At 44.4% G+C, this 25702-nt stretch carries 17 protein-coding genes, 1 tRNA gene and 1 riboswitch; of the genes, 4 read left to right on the top strand and 14 right to left on the bottom strand.

The annotated features are described in order from the left end of the window. The first annotated feature begins 195 nt into the window (after positions 1-195). The 3 genes from ACI2IW_RS04995 to ACI2IW_RS04985 all read left to right on the top strand — a co-directional run bounded on the left by ACI2IW_RS04995 (position 196) and on the right by ACI2IW_RS04985 (position 2399). Entirely contained in the window at positions 196-1377 is a 1182-nt protein-coding gene (locus ACI2IW_RS04995) for a tRNA nucleotidyltransferase (RefSeq protein WP_404692870.1), read from the top strand. A gap of 37 nt (positions 1378-1414) precedes the next feature. Continuing rightward, positions 1415-2227, top strand: coding sequence for a pteridine reductase (locus tag ACI2IW_RS04990; RefSeq protein WP_404692869.1), 813 nt, complete (start codon positions 1415-1417; stop codon positions 2225-2227). Positions 2228-2322: 95 nt separating this feature from the next. Continuing rightward, positions 2323-2399, top strand: a tRNA-Ile gene (locus tag ACI2IW_RS04985). Between the two features lie 339 nt (positions 2400-2738). Here the strand turns inward: ACI2IW_RS04985 and ACI2IW_RS04980 are convergent. From ACI2IW_RS04980 to ACI2IW_RS04915, 14 genes are all read right to left on the bottom strand, one after another. After that, a complete protein-coding gene (locus tag ACI2IW_RS04980) occupies positions 2739-3314 on the bottom strand; it encodes a manganese efflux pump MntP family protein (protein WP_404692868.1) in 576 nt (191 codons plus the stop codon). A gap of 7 nt (positions 3315-3321) precedes the next feature. Further along, positions 3322-3489: riboswitch (yybP-ykoY riboswitch) on the bottom strand. 193 nt (positions 3490-3682) lie between these two features. After that, complete coding sequence (locus ACI2IW_RS04975; protein ID WP_404692867.1) at positions 3683-6061, bottom strand: TonB-dependent receptor; 2379 nt, start codon at positions 6059-6061, stop codon at positions 3683-3685. A gap of 194 nt (positions 6062-6255) precedes the next feature. Further along, a complete protein-coding gene (locus ACI2IW_RS04970; RefSeq protein ID WP_404692866.1) occupies positions 6256-6897 on the bottom strand; it encodes an RraA family protein in 642 nt (213 codons plus the stop codon). A gap of 28 nt (positions 6898-6925) precedes the next feature. Beyond that, positions 6926-9043, bottom strand: coding sequence for an IucA/IucC family protein (locus ACI2IW_RS04965; RefSeq protein ID WP_404692865.1), 2118 nt, complete (start codon positions 9041-9043; stop codon positions 6926-6928). A gap of 4 nt (positions 9044-9047) precedes the next feature. Next, a complete protein-coding gene (locus tag ACI2IW_RS04960) occupies positions 9048-10997 on the bottom strand; it encodes an IucA/IucC family protein (protein ID WP_404692864.1) in 1950 nt (649 codons plus the stop codon). A gap of 120 nt (positions 10998-11117) precedes the next feature. Next, positions 11118-12617 (bottom strand): MFS transporter, encoded by a 1500-nt coding sequence (locus tag ACI2IW_RS04955; protein WP_404692863.1) that lies wholly within the window; start codon positions 12615-12617, stop codon positions 11118-11120. Continuing rightward, on the bottom strand, positions 12617-13219 hold the full coding sequence (locus tag ACI2IW_RS04950) for a GNAT family N-acetyltransferase (RefSeq protein WP_404692862.1): 603 nt from the start codon (positions 13217-13219) through the stop codon (positions 12617-12619). Before ACI2IW_RS04950 ends, ACI2IW_RS04955 begins: the two co-directional genes overlap by 1 nt. Positions 13220-13299: 80 nt before the next feature. Then, on the bottom strand, positions 13300-14694 hold the full coding sequence (locus ACI2IW_RS04945; protein WP_404692861.1) for a lysine N(6)-hydroxylase/L-ornithine N(5)-oxygenase family protein: 1395 nt from the start codon (positions 14692-14694) through the stop codon (positions 13300-13302). Positions 14695-14968: 274 nt separating this feature from the next. Beyond that, positions 14969-16798: an IucA/IucC family protein gene (locus tag ACI2IW_RS04940; RefSeq protein WP_404692860.1), complete on the bottom strand. Its 1830-nt coding sequence runs from the start codon at positions 16796-16798 to the stop codon at positions 14969-14971. 1 nt (position 16799) lies between these two features. Beyond that, the gene (locus ACI2IW_RS04935) at positions 16800-18296 is read right to left on the bottom strand and encodes a pyridoxal phosphate-dependent decarboxylase family protein (RefSeq protein ID WP_404692859.1); all 1497 of its coding nucleotides are present in this window, start codon (positions 18294-18296) and stop codon (positions 16800-16802) included. A 128-nt stretch (positions 18297-18424) separates the two neighbouring features. Continuing rightward, positions 18425-19774, bottom strand: coding sequence for a diaminobutyrate--2-oxoglutarate transaminase family protein (locus tag ACI2IW_RS04930; protein WP_404692858.1), 1350 nt, complete (start codon positions 19772-19774; stop codon positions 18425-18427). A gap of 370 nt (positions 19775-20144) precedes the next feature. Further along, positions 20145-22325, bottom strand: a complete 2181-nt coding sequence (gene fhuB, locus ACI2IW_RS04925) for a Fe(3+)-hydroxamate ABC transporter permease FhuB (protein WP_404692857.1) — start codon at positions 22323-22325, stop codon at positions 20145-20147. After that, positions 22322-23248 carry an ABC transporter substrate-binding protein gene (locus tag ACI2IW_RS04920; RefSeq protein WP_404692856.1) on the bottom strand — a complete coding sequence of 309 codons (927 nt, stop codon included), beginning with the start codon at positions 23246-23248 and terminating at the stop codon, positions 22322-22324. Before ACI2IW_RS04920 ends, fhuB begins: the two co-directional genes overlap by 4 nt. 113 nt (positions 23249-23361) lie before the next feature. Beyond that, on the bottom strand, positions 23362-24126 hold the full coding sequence (locus ACI2IW_RS04915; protein ID WP_404692855.1) for an ABC transporter ATP-binding protein: 765 nt from the start codon (positions 24124-24126) through the stop codon (positions 23362-23364). A gap of 193 nt (positions 24127-24319) precedes the next feature. On the opposite strand from ACI2IW_RS04915, the gene ACI2IW_RS04910 reads away from it, so the two are divergent. Further along, positions 24320-25594, top strand: a complete 1275-nt coding sequence (locus ACI2IW_RS04910) for an SIP domain-containing protein (RefSeq protein WP_404692854.1) — start codon at positions 24320-24322, stop codon at positions 25592-25594. The last annotated feature ends 108 nt before the right edge of the window (positions 25595-25702 follow it).

Raw genomic sequence — 25702 nt, 5'->3', positions numbered from 1 at the left:
TAGTAGACTGAGCGAGGCTGACACCGTACTCGATTTATAGAGGATTGACTATATTAAGAAGGGCTCTGTCATCCATTGACAGAGCCCTTCTGCTATACTAAAACCAGTCAATGCAACTTATAGAGCATTGGCTGTTTTTTTGATTCATAAAAATTGAGCTAGTGATATAAAGCTCAATAATAACAAGAGGCTTCTATGCAAATTTACCTCGTAGGCGGTGCTGTACGCGATCGACTGCTCAAGCGTCCTATCAAGGACAAGGACTTTGTCGTCGTTGGCGCTACTGTTACAGAGATGATTGATGCTGGGTTTCAACAAGTGGGCGCTGACTTTCCTGTGTTTTTGCATCCGACCAGTCATGAAGAGTATGCATTGGCACGTACAGAGCGCAAGCAAGGCTCAGGCTACAAAGGCTTTAGCGTACATGCCAGTCCTGATGTTAGTCTAGAGGATGATTTGCGCCGTCGTGATTTAACTATCAACGCGATGGCAATCGAAGTTACCAGCTTAACTGACGACACCCCTATTGACGGACAAGTCATCGACTACTATGGCGGCCTACAAGACTTAAAAAGCAAGACATTGCGTCATGTGTCTAATGCTTTTAATGAAGACCCATTACGTGTACTTCGAACAGTGCGTTTCTATAGCCGTTACTACGATTTGGGGTTCACCATCGCGGATGACACTCTAACGCTGATGCGTCAATTGGTCGATACAGGAGAGCTTGCTCATTTAAGTGCCGAGCGTATCTGGCAAGAGTCGAGCCGTGCGACTATGCAACTATCACCGCAAGTCTACTGGCAAAAACTGTTTGAAATTGGTGCACTCACAGAGTATTTCGCGCCTTTGCATCAAGCTTGGGACAATGTCCAAATAAGAGAAACAGTGCAGACAGCGTTATACTTTGCAGGACAGATGCATTTAAATTTATCACAGCGCTGGGCGCTACTAATGACTAGCTTGACCTCATCACTATTTAATAGCGAAAACTCTGAGTCTACGTCTAATGTATCAACCGCTATAAAAAATATTAACGCTATCGGTAATAAAGCCAAAGTCCCAAAAGCACATACTCAGTTCGCGACTTTATTCGCTCAGCAAGCTGAAAAACTAAGCACAATAAACAGTCTAAATGCGGCTGAAAAAATCGACCTCATTCAAGCCTGCGGTGCGCATAAGGAGCCTGACAAGCTCTCTCAACTGCTAGTGTGCAGTCATGTATTACAGCTAGCAACACAGCATCGCCAAATGATGCTAGCACTAAATAGCTTTCACACCATCGGTATGACCGACATTGCGCCAGACCTTAAAGGCCCCGCTATTGGTGCGGCCTTACGCCAAAGCAGGATTGAACACTTGCAAGCGCAAGAATGATATAGACAAGCACCTTAGAGAAAAAAGTAGTATTGCTATGAATCAAGAAGCTAATGCCTACCAAGCAGAAAATATGAATAACCAAGCGCCAGTGATGCTGGTCACAGGTAGTGCTAGGCGTATTGGGGCGGCTATTGTTAAAGCAGCTCATAGGCAAGGTTACCGCGTCATCATTCATTGTCACCGTAGTGAACAAGACGCTAATGACTTGGCTGACCATCTGAACGACATCCGTGCTAATAGTGCAAAAGTTATCGTTGCTGATTTAACGATAGTTAATGATGGTATGGCTTTAGACAGCTTTGTTAAAAATATCGTAGAGGCATTTGGACAGCTTGATGCACTGGTGCATAATGCCTCACGGTTTTATCCTAGCCCACTCGGTAGTATCAATCATGCACAGTGGGATGAGTTGCTTTTAACCAATGCCAAGGCCCCTTTATTACTCAGCCAATCCCTACTACCTTATCTTAAGCAACAACAAGGCTGTATTGTCAGTTTATTGGACATACACGCGCATGATAGACCGTTTAACAACTATACTGTCTACAACATGGCAAAGGCTGCGCATCGAATGATGGTACAGTCGCTAGCGCTAGAGATGGCGCCAGCAGTACGGGTCAACGGGGTTGCTCCTGGGGTCAATATTTTACCTGACCCTACTAGCGACCAAGCTATTGATAACGAGCAACAGAAAAGTATCATCGATGCTATCCCTATGCGGCGAATAGGCCAACCTGATGAGATTGCTCATAGCGTGCTGTACCTTGTGCAGGCAAATTATGTCACAGGAGAGATTATCACCGTGGATGGAGGCCGTAGTCTAACCATAGCTGGTGGTCACCTGTAATACGAAAATACTGCTCAATAAAAAATATCTTGATTACTGCCTATCTTTTACTTGAAAAATTAAAAAAATCAGGTATCATTGTGCGTCTAACGTTAGGGCCCATAGCTCAGTTGGTTAGAGCAGAGGACTCATAATCCTTTGGTCGTAGGTTCAAGTCCTACTGGGCCCACCATATTTAAGTTTCAATAAAAAAGACCTTCAAGAGATTGGAGGTCTTTTTTATTGTCTGCTGTTTTTTTAGTAAATAACAACCATGTGTATAAGCATAGATATAGGCATTTTATTCAAGCCTCTTCGCTGACAACGGATAATTATTGATAGTTTTGTAGTGCTGTGTTTTTCAGACCTTTTACGAACTGCTACAGCGTAATGTACTAGTTTTAGACCCGAAAAGCCTAACTATTAATATAGATAGGCTTTTCTTAGGTAAACAGGTTTTCTACATCCAAAAGTGAGTAACAGATCTATACACGTAATGACTATCTGTTCGTAGTAGACAGTTTGTATATAATCATTGAAGATGGCTTAATAAAATCCATGCACCGATGGCAATGAGCATCACACCACCAAATATTTCAGCTCTATGACCGATTAGGGAGCCCAATACTTTTCCTAACATCACCCCTAGCGTGACCATTACTGTAGTGGCCAAGCCAATAAGACCTGCCGCCAGTAAAATATTGACCTTTACAAATGCTAGGCTCACACCGACAGCCATGGCATCGATGCTGGTACCAAATGCAGTCAAAGCAAGTTTGAAAAAAGAATGTCTCGACGGTGCTGCTTCCGTTTCATCACTTGGCTTCATTCCCTCATATAGCATGTGCAGACCGAGCGCAAAAAGTATGACAAACGCGACCCAATGATCCCATGCCTCAATAAAAGATGCATCTATAAAGGATGTGGCAGAGTGACCAATTAACCAACCAATAATAGGCGTGATCGCTTCAATGGTGCCAAAAATAACACCCATTCTGAAAGCTTCGGTAAAACGAGGGTTTTTAAGACTTACGCCTTTACTGATTGCCACAGAAAAGGCATCAGTAGACATAGAAAGCGCAAGTAATAGAAGTGCGATAGGATTCATGTGATTTTCTCTGGTCGAGTATAGAGTCCACGACATAGCCACACCCCCGACCTGCAGTGTAGATATATCGATGGTCTCGCCAACCGAGAGGTGTTCGCACCATGGCATGTGGCCAAGTATGTTGATACGAACGCTTTCGCAGTACGAAAGCAGGCTACTCCCCAAAGAGAGATTAGATTAGCATTGATAGGCTGTAAGTCAATCATAAAATGCCAAAAAATAACTTTTGCACCTGATAAAGCGTAAAGTTGGAAACACTAGCAAATACTCTTGGAACAGATGAATGCTTTAGAGAGTTATGAACATAAAAAAAACCCTTCACGCTAACTTTTCATAGCCTGAAGGGGTTTTTTAATGCGTGGCGCTTTTTAGTAATCGACGGTATAGCTTAAGCCATAAGTCGTACCTGATGCAGGTAAGCGGTTCAAATCACCAAATGTGGTTTGATGATAGACCGTTAGATAGTCTTTATTAAGCAAGTTATAAACGCCATAGTCTACTCGGCCGACTGGCATCTTTACTTGCCCCAATACATCAAGGGTCATATAACCAGTGACAGGCAAGGCACTAGAGTCAGGGTCTTGTTGTTGGTCTTTAAAAGCCTTGTCATCACCGCCGATTGCCAATACTTGTAGGCGTATGTTGCTGCCTTCATCAAAGTTATACTGAGCAAATGCCGTACCTTTTAGCGGTGTTAGACGTACTGCATCGAGCTCCAGCCAATCACCATCTTTGTCATACTGACCACGAGTGTACGCCACACTACCGCCTACTTGCCATTTATCACTGATATCATGACTGAGTGACCCTTCCACGCCATAGACACGCTCATCGGTATCGACAACTTCTACGGTATAGCTATCAGTAAAACGTACTACTTTGTCTGATTCGTTATAAAAACCGCTCAAACGTGCTGCTGTATCGCCATGTTTGCCCTGCCAGCCAAACTCGTAATTGTTGATCGCGATCGGTTGTACGTTGTCTGAATTAACCACGAAACCGGCACGTACGTCACGCAGCGCACGCTGGATATCCGCTGTGGTGAACCCTTGTGAAAAATTAGCGAATATTTGATCATTTGGGGTTAATTGATAACTCGTGCCGAGATTAAACAAGGTTTTGTCGTGGTCTGTGCTGCCTTTTTCTACATCGCCTGCCTGATAGTCAATGCCATAAGCTGCGCTTGTCGCACTGATAGCAGAACTATTGAAGTACTCTTCAAGCAGTTGCTCATAGATGGGCGTAAAGGTATCAGTCTCTGACTTCAATTTTTGGTAACGTACGCCAGCACTGGTATGCCACTTGTCGGTTATATCTACGTCTGCATTGACAAAAGCGCCCCACTTATCGATGGTAGTATCTGGTCCACCGTTATAAGTAAGCCCATTGGTTTGGGCGGTCAAGCCATTACTAGCAAGAAACGTATTTAGGTCTTGACCGTAGTAAGTTTGCTCACTGTTTTCGCGCTCGAAATCGGCGCCGTAGCTAAACAGTGTCTTTTTGCCTGCGATTTCGGTTTCGGTTTGCATGGCTGCCCGCAAACCCATTACTTCAATGTCAGCTTCTGACTGGGTTACAAATACTGCAGCACTGGTAAGCTTGTTCACGGTTGTTTCATCAGTCAAACCGTTGGCCTGCCATACTTCAGCTGCTTGGGTTGCTGCACTCTTGGCAGAAGGATAAAAACGGCCTTTTTCATCTCGATAGTAGCCCGTCACACTTAGGCTTGACCCTGCAATATCGTCATTATTATAGTTCAAGTTCATTGAGGTCTTAGTGGTATAAGGCTCGTTCTCTACGTTGGCACCATCGATAGCCTTTAAGGAAGGTTTTGCACCAAATAACACTGCCAAACCATCACCATAATCTGGGCCATAGTCGGTGTTTTGCTCATCTTTATAGTAAGTCACTGCAAGATCAAGACGTTGGCTATCGGTGAGCTCTACACCCAAGCTACCATTTACACTTAGCGATTCGGTATCTTGCTGATCCGTTTGGTTCACATCTGGGCTGATTCGGTTGCCTTTGCTATCAAACTTGCCGCCTTTATTATCGTAATCAACATCTAAGCGACCATACACTCGCTCGCCGCCATATCCTAAGGTTTGCCCTACATGATAACCCAATGAGTCTGACTCAAAATTACGACTGCTACTGACACCGACTCTAGTCTGTCTGATAGAGCCATACCCTACCAAAGATTTGGTCACAAGGTTAATCAGGCCACCTGCTGCACCAGCACCGTAGATACTGGTAGCACCTGAGAGTACCTCTACCCGCTCAAGCTGCGCAGGATCGATACTGTTGAGCTCGCGTGAAAGACTACGTGAGCTGCTTAAAGGCACACCATTCAACAAGAACTGTACAGGGCGACCGTGCATGGTCGTACCATAGTTACTGGTAGAACCACTGCTGGCACCCAAACTCGGTATCAATTGTGCCAAGATATCACCAGTGGTACGGTTACCCGTTGCCTGCATCTGAATCTCATTTTCAGTAATTACTTGGGTGACTGCTGGCATCTCACTAATTTTCTGTGCCAGCGCCGTGCCCGTTCTTGCTTTGGCCATGACATTGATAGTGTCTAAAGTCACATTAGGCGTCTCGTTAGACACTGTACTTGAAGCCAGTTCCGCTGAATCCTGCGCATTTAATGCAAAGTCTACTGCATTGTCGGTTTGTGCATATAATTGCTGACTAATACAAAGGGTAAGAACAGATAGAGCAACTTGATGATGGCTTTTCATAATTTTTTCACTTAGTTGAATAAATAAACAGTGATATGAGTAATATTTAGCTAATAATACTGTGTGTACTAACTTTGTGAATCGTATTGTAAATGATAATCGTTTTTATTTCTATATGTATTTGCACCTTGTTAGTAAACGCTTATTTATACTGTTTTCAGATATCGTTGACTATTTAACCTCTGATATTTTCATTAGTTATTGAACAGTTTATCTAGCTCATTGTTACGATAGACCTCAAGAAACCGCTGAAATTTCATCTCATCTTCTTCATGTTTCTTTTGACAGCCTGATAATAGCTGCTGTGCTACATCAACAGATAATATAAATACGCCGTCATTATCCATAATGGCAATGTCGCCTGAACGAATCGTTGTTGCCTGCTCACCGAAGCGATAGGCAATATCGGACTCCAGCGTGCCTTGTGCTTGGTTGCTCTTGAATGTGGTCACAGCGCTGATACCCTGCGCAAACACAGGGAAACCTAACTGCTGAGTCTGTAGCGAATCAGTCGCTTGCCCAATGATAATGACCGCCGATAGCTTCTCATAGATAGCCGCGCAAGTTCGCAGTGCTCCCCAACAGGCTTTGACGCCTAATACCCGAGCATCAATACATAACACATCATTGGGCGCTGCTTGAATCAATGCCTGATTAATCATCTCCGTGTTGTCCGAGGTTAGTTGCACCGTCAACACTCGGCCGACTATAGTAGCCGTGCATGGATACAGCGATTTAATATCTGGTAAATACCCCTCTTCCGTCAGATGACCAATGGTAGAGGTACCTATCTCTTTATAACTATCTATAAGTTCGCGAATATCAATATCATTCATTATGTTCTCATTATGGTATTTCATAATTTTAACCACTGTTCTTGACACGCTTGAATGGGTTGATCGTTTTACTTTCTCCAGCGGGCATACTGCCATGAGGATCGGAGCCACGGGCAATCACAGGCAATAGCAATGTTTTATGCGGATAATGTGAAGCGTTCAATAGCTCATCACGAAGTACCTGACGTTGATCATCATCAAAATTGATAGTTACTAAGGATTCCTCGATACTTATCATTGCCTCGTGCCACAGCGCATCTTCATTAATATGATAGTGCTCAACCAATGACTCGATAATCGCTCGAATATTGACTAGCAGTCCTAACGACTGTAGATAAAATATCAGCGCTTTCGGCGTCTCGCGATATAGACGGTTTTTAAAATCTGGCGGGCTTAAATACTCAGGATCTAATATGTGATGACGTGCCAGCCATGGTAGATGGATGCGTACGGAATCATGGTCACGCAATAACAGACTGGTAAAATGATTGTCTTTTAATACGATAACAATATTTTGCCCGTGCATCTCAGGAGCAAATCCTAGGCGTAAGCAGTGTAGCATCGTATCCAAAAACACATCACAAAGATTTTTAAAACACGCTATGACAGCGGGTTTTTTATTCTGTGGCGAGCCTTCTTGAAAGCTGTCTTGAGCACTGTTTTGGCTACTATTCTGGGTAGTACTATGAATACCCTCCTGAACAATGTCGTCAAAAACGTGATAGCTGACACCTTGTTTGTAGACCAACATACCCAAGCTTGCCATAGGAAACAGTCGAATCGAATCGTCACACAGGTCTGCTGGCAGTTGGCGTAGCATCGCGCCTAGATGCGTGGGCTTTTCTTGATAAAAGTAAGGATTGATAGCGCTTTTATCATGCAAGTGAGAGGGCGACATGTAACCCCACCACAGACGTTCATCCCATAACCGTAGCTGCGAGGATAGATCGGAGTCTAACGTTCTTGCCTGCATCAATATGGCTTGGTTTTTTTCACCATTGATCAGCTTGAGGGCTGGCAAGTAGCGCTTTGAGTTCAGTGCGTACACACCTATAGGTAGCTTAATGCTATTTGGCGTATCCGTATCAATCAGCATACTGCGCATGGATGAGCTAGCATAAGTGATCAGCGCATCAAATTTGAGCGCAACAACTGTGCCATTGGCAAGATCGTCGGCATACATGTCATCAATCACATGAGTCATTTGCCAAGGATGTACGGGCATCGCAATGTGCGTGTCTGCAATACCTTTGTCATCTAGCTCTCGCATCAAACTCTGCTGCTGCGTTGTGTCCAAAAGATAAGTCGCTGGATTTTGCGTTGTTGCATCTTTAACATGGTCTGCCACCATGACATGGCTTTTGGCAATGGCGACCCATACCAGCTTGATAGGCTGGTTAAACTCTGCCATATAACGTTCATAGTCTGTTACCGTAAAGCCCAACTTGCCTTTTGCCAGTGGATGAAACGGACGATCCATCAGTGATGCCCACTGCTCCGCTGCAATCAAGGTTTGATGCCAATGCGGATACTGACAAACTGTCGTCGTGATGTTTGCCGTTGCCGACTGTTGCTGAGCTATAAAGGAGGCTTCTAAGCTTTCTTTTAGCTTTAAGACACCAACGTCAGACAACGCTGTACTATCCATCATTGATAAAAATATATCTAACAACTGCTGTGCTAAGCTTACTGGCTCTAGCAAAGCGCTATCTACATGATGGCTATTATTAAGGATGCTATTAAGATTGCTGTTAAGACTGAGATTAACGTTATATATGACAGGCAGACAGAATTTAGATAGTCGCCACGGTGACGCGTAAGCAGGCTCGACCAATAGTAATAACTGTCTCTCTTGGTCAATCTTCATTACCATTAACGGGTTATCTTGGTCAAAGAAGTCTTGATACTGCTGTGGCAGCGACGCTAAAAATTGATGCGCGTCTTGAGGTTGTGACGTCTGATGATTTGCCAAGTACTCAGTGGTAGTTGTCACTTGAATAAGGTGCTCATCCACCCACTGCTCTAATAGAAAGCACTCTACCAAATGACTAATCAGCGACCATTGAATGGCCTCGATATCTGGCTCAGGGGTTGCATCAAGGCGGCTGTTTTGCGCAGAATTTTGCACAGGAAATAATGTATGCATCGTCTTACCCCTGACTTTTAAACAATGGGTTGTTGATATATTTAATTGGGAATGCTTTATCTCCGAATAATCGGCGCTTAGCCAATGACTCAATGCGCGTTTGTTCAGCGAATACATCAAACAAGTCAAACCGTGTTTGATGCTCTGGATGAGAGGTTTGGTAGTCAGTCACGCAGTCAGCAACCTGTTGCCAAAACGCCACTTCAGCATAGTTATGATGCGTCTGCATAAAAATCGCAATATCTGACAACGCCACAAAAAACAAGCAAGCAACCGTCATATCCCGAATGCCATCGGTATCTTCGGTCTCGATGAATGAGCCTCTATTTAAGGCTGCATGTGCAGGTGGCAAGCTATAAAAATTTGGACGCAAGTGTTGTTGGGTTAAGTGCTCAGGTGAATAGCGAACCCCGTCATGCAAGTCTTTTAACAAGACTTTTATGGGATAGCCGTTTTCATGTACCAAGACGATGTTTTGCGCATGGCACTCTAATGCCACACCATAACCAAACAGGATATGTAATAAAGGGGTGACAGTGACCTTAATTAACTGCGCAATCCATGTTTCTACGCCATATTTATCAAGCCAAGGTGCTATTAAATGCGAGCCATCAGCATTGATATAACTGACACCATTGAGCGGAAATGCGGTTTGACCCTCTGATAGATACTGGTTCACGTTTTCTCGCCAAATAGCAGCTAGCCCGCCATACATATTTGGATGCTGGTAGCCACGTGTGCGTAGCGCCTCATGGTCTAGACTAACGCCAACGGTCTCACCTAAAAACGCAATGGGTAATGCTTGGGCAGTCTTGTCATCTGCAATCAGTTGATTTAACCAAGTGGTGACAACAGCCGCATTCATCACGGTATGCTTTGCTAGTATTCGCGTACTTGAGGTGTTAATCAGGTGCATACTCAGCTTTAAGTAGGCTTTATTATTACTGACGTCATTATTACCATTGTCATCAGCATTACCAAGCATCGTCAATGAGCGAATAGACTGCTGAGCGCGGTACTGATGACCTGCACTACCTAAGTATATAACCTCTTGCGTGACAAGCAGTGGCTGTAATGCTTGAATTAAGGTGCTTTGCCATTGCCAAGGATGCGCAGGTATCAGGCAATAATTATTAGCCGTCTCGTCTACTTCATGACTAGCTGTACCTTCGTCTTGCTTATTTGTGATTGTAATTACTTCTGTGAGTTTGGCATTAAGTGCATCAAATTCATCAGCACCCACATAATCTTTCACCCATTCATTTATATCGATGCCGGTAGTGGTATTACTCACCAGTAGCTCTTTTTTGACTGCTAACCACACCACGCCGATGTTTTGATCAAACTCTGGGCCATAGTCATAGTTATCTTGCAAATCAAAACCAATACGAGACTTAAAACACGGATGATAAGGATGCCCTGCCGTCAAATAGCCTTCGAGTTGCTCATAAGTGAGCGTATCAATAGGTACAGGTATATTAGAAGCCAGTATCTGAGACTGTGTTTCGTTCACTAAGGTATGGCGCAGCTCTTTGATAAAGCTGTCTTTGAGTTCTGCACCTTCAATATTGAGCAAGATATCACTGATTACATGCTCAAGAGTGGCATCTTGAGCAACACCGTTAACCACTCGCTGCACATTTAGCTCATTCAAACGGATGATGTCAAAACTATAATGAATATGGCCTTGCGCGGTATAACGGACATCATCACTTGCTTGTATGACAAAATTCAGCAGCGTCTCATTATCAGCACTGTCGTGAGCGGTGTTCGCACTTTCAGATTCAAAATCAATAATATTTTCATATAGTAATGCTTGTAGCAATTGCTTAATCACCCGTTGCTCAGCGCGTGCCATGATTTTAGAATCAATAGGTGCTTGCCACGGTTTAGTCGTATAAGTGACATTTGCACTATTATTATTTTTGGTAGAGTTTGCTAGATTATTGGACATAGATATAAGCTTCCTGTCTGAAAATTGGATCAAATAAAAGTATGAATTTAAATACATTTAAAGCGAATGATAATTATTTACGTTAATAAGTTAAAGTAAACCCCGATACGGGGTATTTGTTTATGGGGATCGTGGTAATTTGCACGCTGAAGGGATTGTGAATAATAAAATCACCGCGATGACCACCAGTATTTCTTGGATCGCGCTTGCCATGCCGTCACTACTACCTGCTGCTAATAACTGCGCACTTCGACTGCCTATATAAAGGGTGGACAGCGTGATAAATATAGTAGAGATGATACGGCGACTGATGTTATTAAGGGCGGCTCCCTCAGTGACCGCGTCTTTGGGTAAGCTGCTAAAACCAACGGTAGTGGTCGGCAGATACGCCAAACCTACCCCAATACCTCGCATACTCATAATTAGCATTAATAGCCAAAGCGTGGGCTGATACAAGCACCATGCCAGCATCAAAGTAGACAGCGCACTAATCGCAATTCCTACGATGCCAATCCCTCGGGCACCTTGCTTATCTACCATCTTGCCAGCGTAATGCGTGGTGATACTGGCCACGAGCGTCGCGACCATCAGGACAATACCTGTCCATAAAGCACTTTCGCCCATCACATCTTGTATCACCACGGGCAATAACAAGAGACACAGCATCAAACCGACTGTTTGGCTAATGCTGATGATATTACTGTGCAAATAGGTTTTATTATTGAACAAGCGCACGTTTAATAATGGATATTTCTGCCGCCGCTCATATGCCCACCAAACCATCGCGGACAGTAAAAATCCGACAGACAATAAACCCAACGTGGCTATCTTTAATAAGCCATCACTGCTGAGTAGCCCGCCAGTGAAGTCTACCTTCAGCGTACTCAGCCACACCATCATGGTCAATAGCCAAATGAGTAAGCTGATAAACCCAATGGTATCGAAAGGGCTTTTTTTATCATGTGAGCGCATATCAGGTATTAACCACCACACCATCGCCATGACCGCCGCACTGAGTGGCAAGGTAATGGCAAACAGTGTCCACCACGCAAACTGCTCAACCAAGTAAGCACCGACCAAAGGACCAAACGCCAACGACATCATAATGACAATGCCCCATAGCGCCATTACTCTGCCGTGCTGTTTCTGCGGATAAATCTGATATAGCATACCAATAGACAGCGGGATAATCAGACCGCCACTCAGTCCTTGTATGGCTCTGGCAATGATAACAAAGCTCATGCTAGACGCCAGCATGCCAATGACTGAGCCCAGCATAAATCCAAAAATTGCCGCCAAATAAACATGCTTAAACGGAAACTTTTTGTTTAAGTAGCCGCTTAGCATCAGCCCCACACTCATGGCCAAGACATAAGCATTTAGTACCCAGCCGCCCATCACGATGTCGACATCAAACACCGACATAAAAACAGGAATGGCTGGGTTAAGCGCACTATTACTAAAGCTGACAACCGTACCGCCGAGCAGTAGTGTCAGTAACACCTGCTGTACTTGTTTGTTGCTCAAGCCATTACTACTACTCTGAGAGGCTTCGTTTATAGGCGACTCAATTGTAGATACCTTATCTATAGGAGCTTTATTTATAGGGGCGTTGCTCATTAAGCAATGGCACCATAGAAATTCAGATAACCTCTAGATTCTAGAAACTCATCGCGATTGCAGAAATATAATGAGGCGGTTTTTTCTGGCATCTCAATCAGACGTTGTACTCTATAAGCGAAGCTATCAGCAACCCATTGATACACCTCAACCTTACTATCCGGCTCGACCACGATTTTTTTGGCCTCAGTATGCTCAAATATAAACTTGCTAATCATCATGCCAGTTGGCTTGAGATAGCCTTTGCCAACCACCGCTGGATCGCCAAGCAAAATATGCCACCCCATGTCCGTCTCTTTGGCTTTGTAATACTGAGACAACCGGTCACGAGCCGTTTCATAAATCTCTGTATAGCCAATCGGCTTATCATCACAAAGTATAAGGTAGAGACGCTGATGATCGTCGGCCAGCATTTTTTCAAAATGTGTTTTTAGCTGCGGCATCGGGAGATGTAGCTGCCACTGATCGACCACATGCTCAGCATGCATCCATTTATACAGCAATGGCATATCATCTGGGTATTTGACAGGTCTCAACGCAAACGTCTTTTGATAAGCTTCAATGCTAAACGTATCGGGTAGGTTTTGGGTGATGGTCGGCATGACTTGCTCCTAGTTATTATTTTGCTATGTGGTTAGTGTTTTTTAATGTCGTTTCTGTTAAATATAAGTTTTATAAAACACTACGCGCCAAACTTTTGAAATACTTTTAAGGCATCGGTATCGTAAGTCTGTTCACCCGTTAATTGATTGACGATACACCCTGCTCGATAAGCCCCCAACCCCAAGTCTGGTGCGCCAACGCCATGGGTATGCACTTCCTGGTTTTGTACAAAAATTTTGCCATTAGTCGCGATATCTTTTTGATACGTCATCACATATTTCAATGCATAGTCTCTATCAATAACTGGCTGATCAAACTCATCGTGCGCGATGCTAGGCAGTATCGTGTTTAAACACTCAGGCAGACCGTAACGATAGCCTGTACCAGCAATCACACAATCATACTCAGTAGTAAAATCTTGATTCTGCTCACGCTGTCTACCCACCAGTTTTATGGTGTCTGTCGGTTCTGGCACTTCTAGCATTGTTGTCAGCGTTGCCTCAACCACTTCACAGTTAGACAGCAACGTCGAATACAAATCTTGATTGGTAATACTACGCTCATAGAGACGGTGATAAATATCGCGTATGGTCTCAAAGCCCATGCCTTTATATAGCAGGTCTTGCTTGGCAGTGACTTGTGGCTTGGTTGCTGAGTCTAAATCATAAAAGTAGTCTGTATATGCAGGGCTAAAATGCTCTAAACCTAATGGCGAGTACTCCATGGGAAAGAACCCTGCCGAGCGAGTCATCCAATCTAACTGAAACTTAGGGTCGTCATTGGTACTATCATCGCCATCAAACTGCTGATCAAACAGCGTTCGATACACCTCTGCTGAGGACTGCCCAGATCCCAACACCAATACTTTAGTCAGCTTGTTGTCTGCCCTTGTGCTATTCAGATCAAGGCTACTAGCACTGAGGCTCTCCAAGTCAAAATTGTCTGCAAAATGGGCGGTATGCATGCAGCGTTTAGGCGCTTGTTTGGCAATGTCTTGCAACGATGATGGTAGCGTGGCCTGTGTGCCAGTCCCTATGACTAAATTTTTAGCATGATAGGTGTTTTGTGTGCCTTGCTCAAAGACTGTCACTACAAATCCATCATTGGTGTCGTCAAATGCCACGTCTATCACTGCCGCATCAAAATTCAAACTATCCAGCTGCTCTGCTACCCATTGGCAATAGTGGTTATACTCTTTACGATAAATTTTAAATTCTTCTAAAAAATAAAACTTGAGCAATCGGTGCTGAGTATGCAAATAATTCAAAAAAGAATACGGACTGGTTGGGTCTATCATCGTCACCAAGTCTGCCATAAAAGGCACTTGTAGTGTGGTGTTTGGCAATATCATGCCTTTATGCCAATTAAACTCAGCCTTTTGCTCAAAAAACTTGGCAGTTACGTCAGTCTTTGTCAGTAATGCCGCTAAACTTAAGTTAAATGGCCCTACGCCAATACCAATAATATCTAACACTGTCGCCCCTTAGTGATTTGGTGGTCACGTTAATTCTGATGCTAGGGCGTGTCCTCATTTTAAAAATGGTGATAAAAATGAGATAAATCGCAGTCAAACAAGGAAAATAGCGCAGATAATATCGAGATATTAGTCAGCTATTTGACGCTGTTTGACAAGATTTAGCCATTTTTAACCCATTTAGATAACTATCGATTGAATTGAGGACACGCCCTAATTCTTGTTGAACCCTAACTTATATCGTGCGTTATCTTTGCCGTCACAATATGACGTGCTACGTCACCATAGGATTTGGGATATCGACATAAATAGACTGGGTTTCAACAGGTGCGGTCAGCTCATCGAGTGCATAGAGTCTGGTGAGTAGATTGCCCTTGAACGGCAATGTAGGGCTACGCAATAACAAGTCAAATAACGAGCGATGTGGGTATTGTTGCTCTAACGCCATTAGACATGCTTTAAACGTCGTAATTAATGCTTCCTCAGTCACAAGCTGAGTACGAGCAATGGCAGTGATAAGACCAAATATACTGTTGCCAACTAAATAATAGGCAAAGCGTGAGTCGGCAAAGTCTTCTGGAATGACGCACTCTCCTTCGCTAATCAGCTCGGGATAAGCATCAATGAGCGGCGTGGCGTACTCTGCAATATAGCCAAACCCTTGATTGTCTCTGGCCCAAAATTTAGTAGGATAGCCGTCTGTTAGCTCAATCAGACTGTTCTGCTGATGTACCTCAAACCCAATACCATGCTGATAATACATATGAATAAGCGGTATAAAACCAACTTGCAAATAAGTGTCAAACCACTGGACAGCCACCTGTTCTAGAGGTTCATCTGTCTGTTTATGGATGGACTTAAACAGTGTCTCTAAGCGATTGGTGAGACGGGTTGGATGGTCTTGGCTTAAGCTGGCAAGATTGGTGACTTGCGTATCCTCTGTAAAAGGGTTGTCACGTAAGATGCAAATAGTCTCATCAATGATTTTGCCGTCGACACGTAAGGCAATCCAAGCAGGATCATTCAATACCGCAATCGTAGGGTACTGGGTCTTGAGCTGAGTACCATAGTCGCTACGCCAGATTCGGCAGGCATGCATACCGCGTTTACATTCTTTGGGCAAGTTAATCCGCACCGAATTGGTAATCGCTACAGACAACGACAGTTTAAACATCCAAGGCGCATCAAAGGCCGCTAGCGTGCGTACTGATGTCGTTGGATGCAGGTACCAACCGAGTTCACCCAAGTCAAACAATTGGCCTTGTTCTAGTAGCTTTTGATACCACGGCTGCTGCTGCAAAAACCTTGCTTGCCAAGGGTGCAATGGCAACAGCTTATAGTCAGGATGCTCATCCACAAGTTGCTGCTGATAGCCACTCATATCAGCTTGTAGCTTTGATTTGAGCGCTGTGGTAATACTCTCGCCATCTACGAATTCTTCTGTAATGCAGCCAGGATGCACTAGCCAATAATGCAGCTGGGTTTTGCTACTGGTCTCAGGCGCATACTTTGCCCATTCGGCACCATAAAAACCAGCACGGCCTTTGGGTGTAGGATGCATAGCGTGACCGTAAATAAGGTTTTGTTCGGTCTGAATAAAATCTTGCTGATAGTCAATGATGTCATCAATCTCATCATTGCGATGCTCTAAAATAATCTGTAGCCCCTCATAACTCTCAATCCAGCGCTTTAATACACCATTGGCATCTAGCGTCGCTTTGTCTTTATAACGATGTACGATGTCTTCAATAATCAAAGACGCTAGGCTCATAGCAGAGGATTTTATCCATCGGCTGTTTTGCAAAGGGTCGTCCAGTTGCGTGTCTAATGTTGAGTCTGATCGTATGCTGACCTGCTTATTCAATATAAGCGGCGTGCCTGCCAAACGGTGCTGACCCAATTGGCTCACTCTATCGACAGGTACGACCATTACCGTGTTCGAAGGCAATAGCATTAGCACTAATAAAGGCTTATTTTGTGAGGCCTGCTTCTGTATATCATCTTGCTGCTCTACGGCAATAATATCGCCGCGCCCAGTTTCAAAACAATAAGCATTGATTAGATTTTGTAGTGTGAGACGATCAAGCGTTTTATGCTGCATCATGTTATTTCTTCCCATCAACGTTCAGGTTGTCAGAATTAAGTTGGTTAAAACCAGCAATAGCCATCTGCTCAATGATGTCTGCAATATCATTGATTTGGGTACTGGGATTTAGAATGGTGAATTTAAGGCAAAGGCGCTGCTCAAACTGGGTGGTAGCCACATTGGCGATATTGTTGACCAATAATGCTTGTGCAATGTGGCGATTGAGCTGTGCGAGTTGCTCATCAGATAGCGTGGTATCTTTGGGTGTAAAGTAAAACAAAACACTGCTAATAATAGGCTCATGTACCAGTACAAAATTTTCATTTGCATCAATCAGCTGTGCCGCCTGCTTGGCAGTATCCAGACAGTTATCAATCAAGGTTGCATAATCATCCGTCCCTAGCAAGTCCAGCGCCATCCACAGTTTTAATGCATCGAATCGGCGTGTGGTCTGTAAAGAATAGGTCACCAAGTTTGGAATGTTTTCCTGTTCGTCATCAGCCGAGTTTAGATACTCACTATGATGGCGAATGCTCTCGAAATTTCGATTGTCTCGTAAGAGAAAAGCACCGCAGCTGATCGGTAAGAAGAAATGCTTGTGAAAATCTAGGGTAATAGAATCAGCCTGATTCAGCCCGTCAATCAAGTGTCGATAGCGCTGTGATAATAACAATGCCCCACCCCATGCTGCATCGACATGTAGCCATATATTTTCATCACGGCAAATTTTGCCAATAGATATTAGAGGATCAATAGCACCTAAGTCCGTTGTGCCAGCGGTTGCGATGATGGCCATCACATTGTCAGTACCTAGCTGATCTATCTGATGTTGTAAGTCAGACATCAGCATGGCACCTGATGCATCGGTCGCTACTTTAATGACGGATTTTTGACCTAGACCTAGTAGCGCCGCATTTTTTTCGATAGAAAAATGTGCTTGGTCTGAGCACAGGATGTTGCCAACAGGCTGACCCACCAGGCCGTCCTTTTGCACATCAACGCCCTTAGCCTTGTAGAATTGATTGCGTGCCAGCAGTAATCCCATAAGGTTACTTTGCGTACCGCCACTGGTAAAGACACCACCAGCGTTATGGCCTGTTTGATTGTTATTGTTAGCGCTATCAAGCTGGCAACGTTGACATAACCAATTGATTAAGTCTTTTTCGATATAGGTCGCGGCTGGGCTTTGGTTCCACGAGTCCATACTTTGGTTAGTGGCCGCTATAATCATCTCGGCAACCTGTCCGATGACTAACGTCGGCGGATGCAAATGAGCTAAGCAATTCGCATTGGCCGTCGACACACAACTGGGTAAAAACTTACTTTGAATATCAGCGAGTATCGTGTCGATGTCTCGGCCTTTCTCACGGATGCTAAAGGCATTGGTTGCTTGCACTTGTTGCGGTGTGCCGCCCAAATACACATTATTGTCGTCTAGCCACTGTTTGATAACAGCGCTGGTTTTTTGCATATGCGTGACATATTGCTCACTGGTTTGCTGATTTAATAAATGCAAAATGTCCTCACTTGTTTATTCTACGAATGTATAAATCGCAAATAAGTGACTTATTATTAGAGTCGTTATTAGAGTTGTTATCAGAGTTTTTTTATAAATGTGTGAATCATGCTAAGGCGCTGGCAATACTATTGATTGTCTTCTAGCGCCATATCAAGCCTTTGGAGGACTTGTTGCAGCTCATCTTTGGTTATATTGAGTGGCGGTAATAATCGCAGTACTGTGCCACCGCGTCCACCTTTTTCAATCACCAATCCATGCTTAAAACACGCTTGCTGGATTTTGGCAGCCACATCGCTGTCTGCTGGATAGCTACCATCATTTTGTCTAGATAGGCTGGGATTGACGATTTCTATACCAATCATGAGACCACGCCCTCTGACTTGACCCATTTTTGGATAGCGCTGTTGGCGTATTTTTAACTGCGCCATGAACCATGCACCTATTTCTAAAACATAGTCAGCAACGTTGTTGTCTTTTAAGTAATTGAGGGTAGCAAGGCCAGTCGCCATGGCTAATTGATTGCCTCTAAACGTGCCAGAATGATTGCCCGCCTGCCATACATCGTATTGTTTTTTGATACCCAGTACCGCAAGTGGCAGACCACCACCGATTGCTTTTGACATCACAATCATATCGGGGTCAATATCGGCATATTGATAAGCGAACCAACGTCCTGTACGGCAAAACCCCGTTTGTACTTCATCGATAATCAGCATGATTCCTAGCTCTTTTGTCACTCGGCGCACATGCTTCAGCCACTCTATTGGTGCAGGGTTGACGCCGCCTTCCCCTTGTATGACTTCCAAAATGACCGCTGCTGGTTTCACCACGCCACTCTCTACATCTTTTAAGAAGTTTTCAAAGTAGCTCATATGGGCATGAATGCTTTGCTCAAAAGGCAAGCCAAACGCGCAGCGATACATATTAGGATAAGGTAAGAACTGTACCGAGCTCATCAGACCTTCGATACCTTGTTTAGGGGCCAAGTTCCCTGTCACAGCCAGAGCACCATGCGTCATGCCATGATAGCCACCGCTGAAGCTAACCACACTTGAACGACCCGTGACTTGTTTGGCCAATTTAATCGCCGCCTCTACCGCATCAGCGCCTGTCGGCCCGCAAAACTGCAAGCAATACTCATCGCTATTGGTAGCAAGCAACTTATACATGAACTCGCTGAATTTATCTTTTAACGGAGTGGTAATGTCCAATGTATGCATCGGTAGATTGCTATCCAATAGCGCTTTGATGCTTTCTATGACTACAGGATGATTGTGTCCAAGTGCCAGCGTGCCAGCACCTGATAGGCAATCGATATACTCATTACCTTCCACATCGGTAATCCACGCCCCTTTAGCAGATTGAATCGCAAAGGGCAGCTTACGTGGATAACTACGGACCTTCGATTCAAATTGTTCTTGACGGTGTAAGTAGCATTCGTTATCACGTGATTCGTCTAATAAGATCGTGTCCATAGCTTCAGCCTTGTTATTGTCAGTCGTCTTGGATAAACATTCAAAAGTAAGTGTTGACGCTTACTTCTTAAAATAACGCTCATTTATATTGAATGATAATGTAAATGATAATCATTATTATTAATGAGGCGTAGTATCTACTACCAATAACTGACTGTCAACCCAGTTTGCGAATTTTCTGTTGATAAAAATGACAAAGATAGCAGCTAGCGTGAATCTAAGAACGACGAATCAAGAGCGAGTAATTAGGAACAATGCAGACTACTACAAACTGTCGACTAATTAATGACACACAGCTACCCCATACAGATAGTTCTAAACTATTTGTGTTCACTTTTATCGTTAGTTAAGAACTATCTAAAAACAGCGGCTATCTATTTGCCGAGGCTGGTACCTTACGAATGAGCCATAAGAAGTAGCCACCACCTATAATCGCCGCAATCGTGCCCGCAGGCAGCTCATAAGGAAAAATAACATAACGGCCAATCCAATCTGCTATCACCATCACCCCTGCCCCTAAAAGTGCAGCTAATGGCAATTGCCGTTCAAGCTTTACGGCGCCTAGCGAAGTAGCCAAATGTGGCACCATCAAACCAATAAAGCTCAACGGGCCAACGGCAAGCGTACTGGCCGTGCTAAGCGCTGCTACTAGTGCCAGTAGTGAAAAGGTAACGGGCGTAACTGCCACACCTAGATTACGTGCCACACCTGTGCCTAAACCAAGGACACGCAAGGGTTTTATCAGCAGTAGACTGAGTACAAATAAGATAGCGGCAATACCAATGAGATACCATACCGTACTGGGCTGGGCGCTATAAGTTGTCCCTGACAGCCAACTGAGCATCGCTTCTAGACGCGGATCTCCTGAAAGCTTGACCATATGCATCACCCCGTCCATCATGGCGGCAATGCCTATACCTACTAACAATAAATAACCTGAGCTGACCCTGCGTGCCAGCCAAATAATCAATAGCAGCACAGCCATCGCACCTGAGAGTCCTGAAACCAGCAACGTCCCTGCTCCAGCAGATAGCCCTAAACTTGGTAATAATAAAAACCCTAAAATCACCCCCAGTGCGGCACCTGAACTGACCCCCAATACCTCAGGACTGGCCATGGGGTTACGCGTTAAGGTTTGCAGTAGCACACCGGCGACTGCCAACATCAAGCCTGTTGCTGCAGCACTCAAACTGCGAGGCAAGCGGTACTGCTGCGTGAGCGCCCAGTCCGTACTGAGCCCCCAACCATTGATGTCTTGTACCAAAAGACAAGCCAGCAGGATAAGGGCGAGCACCCCAACACCCCATCGCCAAAATGCAATGGATGTATGCTTACCCGCAAGCATGGGCGTCACTGTCTCTATCCGCTCGCGACGCTGACGCAAAATCAACCAAATAATCAACGGTGCACCCAAGATACCTGTCATGGCACCAGCTGGAATTTGCATATCAAGTATTGGCTCAAGCAATAATGCGACATTACTGGTCAATAGTAAAAGCAGCGCCCCTAACCCAAAGGCTGCGGCCAAACGCTTACCAATAGAAGAAATGCCCAGTGCATTGACCAAGCTTGCTGCACCAAGACCAATGAAACCAATCAAGCCAACTTCACTAATCACTAGAGCAGTCACAACGGCAACAACCAATACGACAAGTGCCCGAATCCCATTAATAGGCACACCCAAACGTCTGGCCTGCGTGTCATCTAGACTCATCAGCGTTAATGGTTTCAGTAATGGCAGACATACGACCGCCATCAAAATGGCAGTGATGACTAGCGCGATACTGGTATGCCAGCTGTTTTGTGCCAAAAACCCAGCCGCCCACGACAGCATTCCATTACTACGCTCAGCAAAAAATAGTACTAGTACATTGGCCACTGCGGCCAGCAAAATATTGACCACCAAACCGGCCAATATCAAAATCAATGGATTAAATCGACTGGGTGCTGATAAGGCAAACACCAGACCCATACTAATGATAGCACCTACAAAGGCTACATAAAGTCCGCCATAAATAGCCAGGCTTGGCAAAAACAACGTGACGATGAGCATGGCCAACTGTGCACCCACGCCCACCCCTAGCGTCGTATCTGATGCTAGTGGGTTTTTTACCAATTGCTGTAGTAAAATACTGACCACGCCTAATAGCCCGCCAGCCAGTAACGCTACTACGCTGGTCGCCACGATATGTAGCTGTATCGCCATACTGGCAATATCCAATTGCGAGCTTGGTATAAGCAAGTCACGAAGTGGACGCGTCCATTGCTGATCTAGCAACGCCCAGCTACTCCATAATGACAAAGCCGCTAATCCGATGAGCATGACCCATAGTCGCCAAGACATACTGGCAAATAAAGAAGTCTGGGGATTGGGTTGATTCGGTGACTGATTCAGTGATGATGAATGTTTCGATGACGTTGATGAGGGTTTTGAAACCGTTGCTGCTTGAGAGGCTAATGTCATCGTATGAGCACTGTCGTTATGAGAACTGTCGGTGTGGTTATTGATATGATTGTTTTGGTTGTTGTGAGTGTCTACATTGGCGCTCATAGTACTACGTCCCCGCCTTTTAATGAAACTTCTGACAAGTTATTTGCTAGGCTGACCAATGACGACATACCGCCATAAATCCATACTGGAGGTAGCTCACCCACACAACGGGTATTGCCATAACCCAGGCGCTGCCAAATTAAGCTGTCATCAATTTCAGCTCTAGTAATTGGGCTTAGTGGATCGATAATTAATAAACAAGTCTCATCATCTAATTGCGCCAAATCTCCCATTCGTATTGGCACAAACCCCCACTGATTGCCCTTGCCCAATACCACAAGCTCTCTACCCATCTGCTCTAGCGCAGGCTGAAATAAACTATTTGCCACATACATACGCATGTTATTGGCATCCGCAAACTGTACCACTGCGAATTTCTTGGCTTTTGGATAGCGCTGCTGGAATTGCTGACTGGCCAGCTGTACTTCTTTCTGACTTTGTACAATATAGTCTTCAGCCATCTTCGGGTTATCGATCAGCATGCCAAGCTCCCGCGTCGGTTCGGTATAGTCAGCCCAGGTTGCCTTCTCTCCTTTGGCGGCAAACATCACAGATTCCGCAGGGACATCGCCGTATAAGTTGCGTGCATGCTCATAAAAATAATTATCTATGACCATATCGACAGGCAGTTGGGCGATTAGCTCAGCATTGGGCTGATAACGGATGCCTAAGTCTGTGATCGATGTTGGCAGTTTGGGACTACCCACCCATCTATCCCAAACCCTGACATCACCTGTCGCAATTGGTGCATGCCCCATCGCCGTCAAAGTCGCTGCATTACCCCAGTCAGGAGACACAATATTCATCCTATCGCTATGACTGTTTTCTGCTTCTGAGGTAGCCGTTGTTTGCGTGGATGTCTGACTATGACAGGCGGTCAATACCAAGCACAATGCGAGGGCGAACCATTTCAATATTGTCATTACTGATACTGGTGTAACTAGTGGATGTTTCGATAATTTATCTGTATAAAAAACGGGAGGCATAAAAGCGTATCTTTGTAGGCAAATTAAAAAGAAGGAGCAGAAACCAGACGTTAAGCGACTGCGACAGGCTGCCCAGTAATAGGATGACTGAGTAGCTGCATATCGACATTAAAGATATCGTGTAGCACGGTAGATTGCATGGTACTGGCGATATCGCCGTTGTGACACATTTTGCCATTTTTCAGCGCGATGACTCGATCGGCATATTGTGCTGCCAAATTAATATCATGGATAATAATTACCACGCTTAATCCTTGCTCATCCACCAAACGACGAATGAGCTGAATGACTTCGATTTGATAGTGCATATCAAGCGCAGCAAGTGGCTCATCGAGCAATAAGTAACGGGTATCCTGTGCCAAACACATCGCGAGCCACGCACGAGCGCGCTCACCACCAGATAGCGTGGCAGTAATTCGATCAGCAAACGCTTCGGTTTTAGTCACTTTTAATGCTTGCGCGACTTTGTCTTTATCTATTTGAGTTGGCTTTTGCAGCCATTTTTGATGAGGATAGCGCCCTAGCATGACCAGCTCACGCACCGTGAATCCAGCAGCTTCTGGCAATTGCTGCGGCAGATATGCCATTTGCCGCGCTAACTCCTTACTGCCGTAGTCATTGATACTGTGCTCATCTAATGTGACATTGCCGCTACTACTTGCCATCTCACCCGCTAGCGCTTTGATCAAGGTCGACTTGCCAGACCCATTATGCCCAACCAAAGCCACCAGTTGATTGGTATCAATTTCACAAGTCACGTTGTCTAATAGAGTATTTCCTTGACGGCTGATAGTCAGCTGGTTTGCACGTAGCATATAAGCACTCATTGTTGATAAAAATAATATGTCATAAAAATGATGGTTCATCGGTCATCGGCTATAGACCAATTTTTGACGATCAAACCACAATAAAAATTGATTTTACTCGTAAATGATAACAAAAACAATTATCATTAACTATAAACTCATTCACTTTAATTTCAACGCTCTGTTGATTGCGAGTATTTATATGACTAATCTTCTTTTAGCTACTACAGAAAACACCGATAACCAAAACAGCCAATACACTCCCCTAAACGACCCCGAAATAGCAGGTGTGGTCGCTCATATTAATGAGGAGCACCTCGACGAACTGCTTGGATTCTTGAGCGCATTTACCTCATTATCTACCGCCGAATTGGATCTGGTCGATGCCCAAATAACTGATATTTATGCTGAAGGTATTGCTATACAGACTTGTCCAAAAGGCGTAGAGAATCAATCAACTGCCGCTCAAAATAGTTCACTCTATAACCAGACTTTCTTTATTGCTTTTGCTGCACCTATCTCCCAGCTTGATGACTTGCAAGCCCAATATATCTTGCTAAAACAAAGAGCAGATAAAAAGCTAGGCAAAAAAACAATCAAACTGACCAAGCAAGTATTTGAGGTACAAAATAGCTATAGAATCAGCAAAAATATGCTGCGCCTTGAATTGAGCATGCCTTCATTAAGCGATGTCAAAGGCGCAAAAAGCTCGACGTCAGTACCTACCAACGAAGCGGGTTACGCGTACTTGTTTGATTTAGAACACAATGCAATGACTAATGCATTGATTACTGACAGCACTGATGACAATAAAGCTAATGGCAATAAAGCTAGTGACTATAAAACTAATGGTAGCGATAAGGAGAACGTACGCCCTGCTCGTCCTCACTGCTATTACACTTTGAGAAAAGCATGGCAAGCTGATGATGGAATACGAGCATGGGTCGATGTTTTTTTGCATGGGGATACGCCAGGCGGCAACTGGGCAGCAGCACTCCAAGCAGGCGAGACCGTCGTCACAAAACGAGAGTTTCCAGAAAAGGTAGAGCACTTACGAGACGGTCAAGCAGTACTGATTGTCGACGAGACATCAATGCCAACAGCAGCACGATTGCTGGAGCTATGGAACAACCCTACGCCACCATTAGTCATTTGTATGACGCAAGATGCTGGCGATCAAAGTTATTTTGATACGGTAAAAATGCGCAGTGGCCTTGATTGCGATACTGAAAACAATGGTAATAACTACTTTACCGTACTGCCTATAGTAACCAATCAACCAAATTCAGGAGCAGAATTAGCCACGCTAATCGACAGAGAGTTAGGCGACTATTTGACTAATAACCCTCTACAGATTAATAAAGTTTGGGGAGCACTAGAAGCAAATACTGCCAAAGCATTGCGCCCATTGCTGAAAGACCGACTTGAGCTAAGTCGTACCGATGTTGTGGTAAAAGTCTACTGGCGTCAAGATTAGTTTAGCCTTATAAAACGAAACTCAAAAATTATCCTATATATAGTGGATACTACTGACGCATCCACTATTAATGTTTGCAGCAACGAATGCATGTAGGGTATAGTTTTC

Origin of the sequence: Psychrobacter sp. NPDC078501, assembly GCF_044900935.1 — a bacterium.
Classification (GTDB): Bacteria; Pseudomonadota; Gammaproteobacteria; order Pseudomonadales; family Moraxellaceae; genus Psychrobacter.
This window is presented reverse-complemented; position numbering and strand designations above follow the sequence as displayed.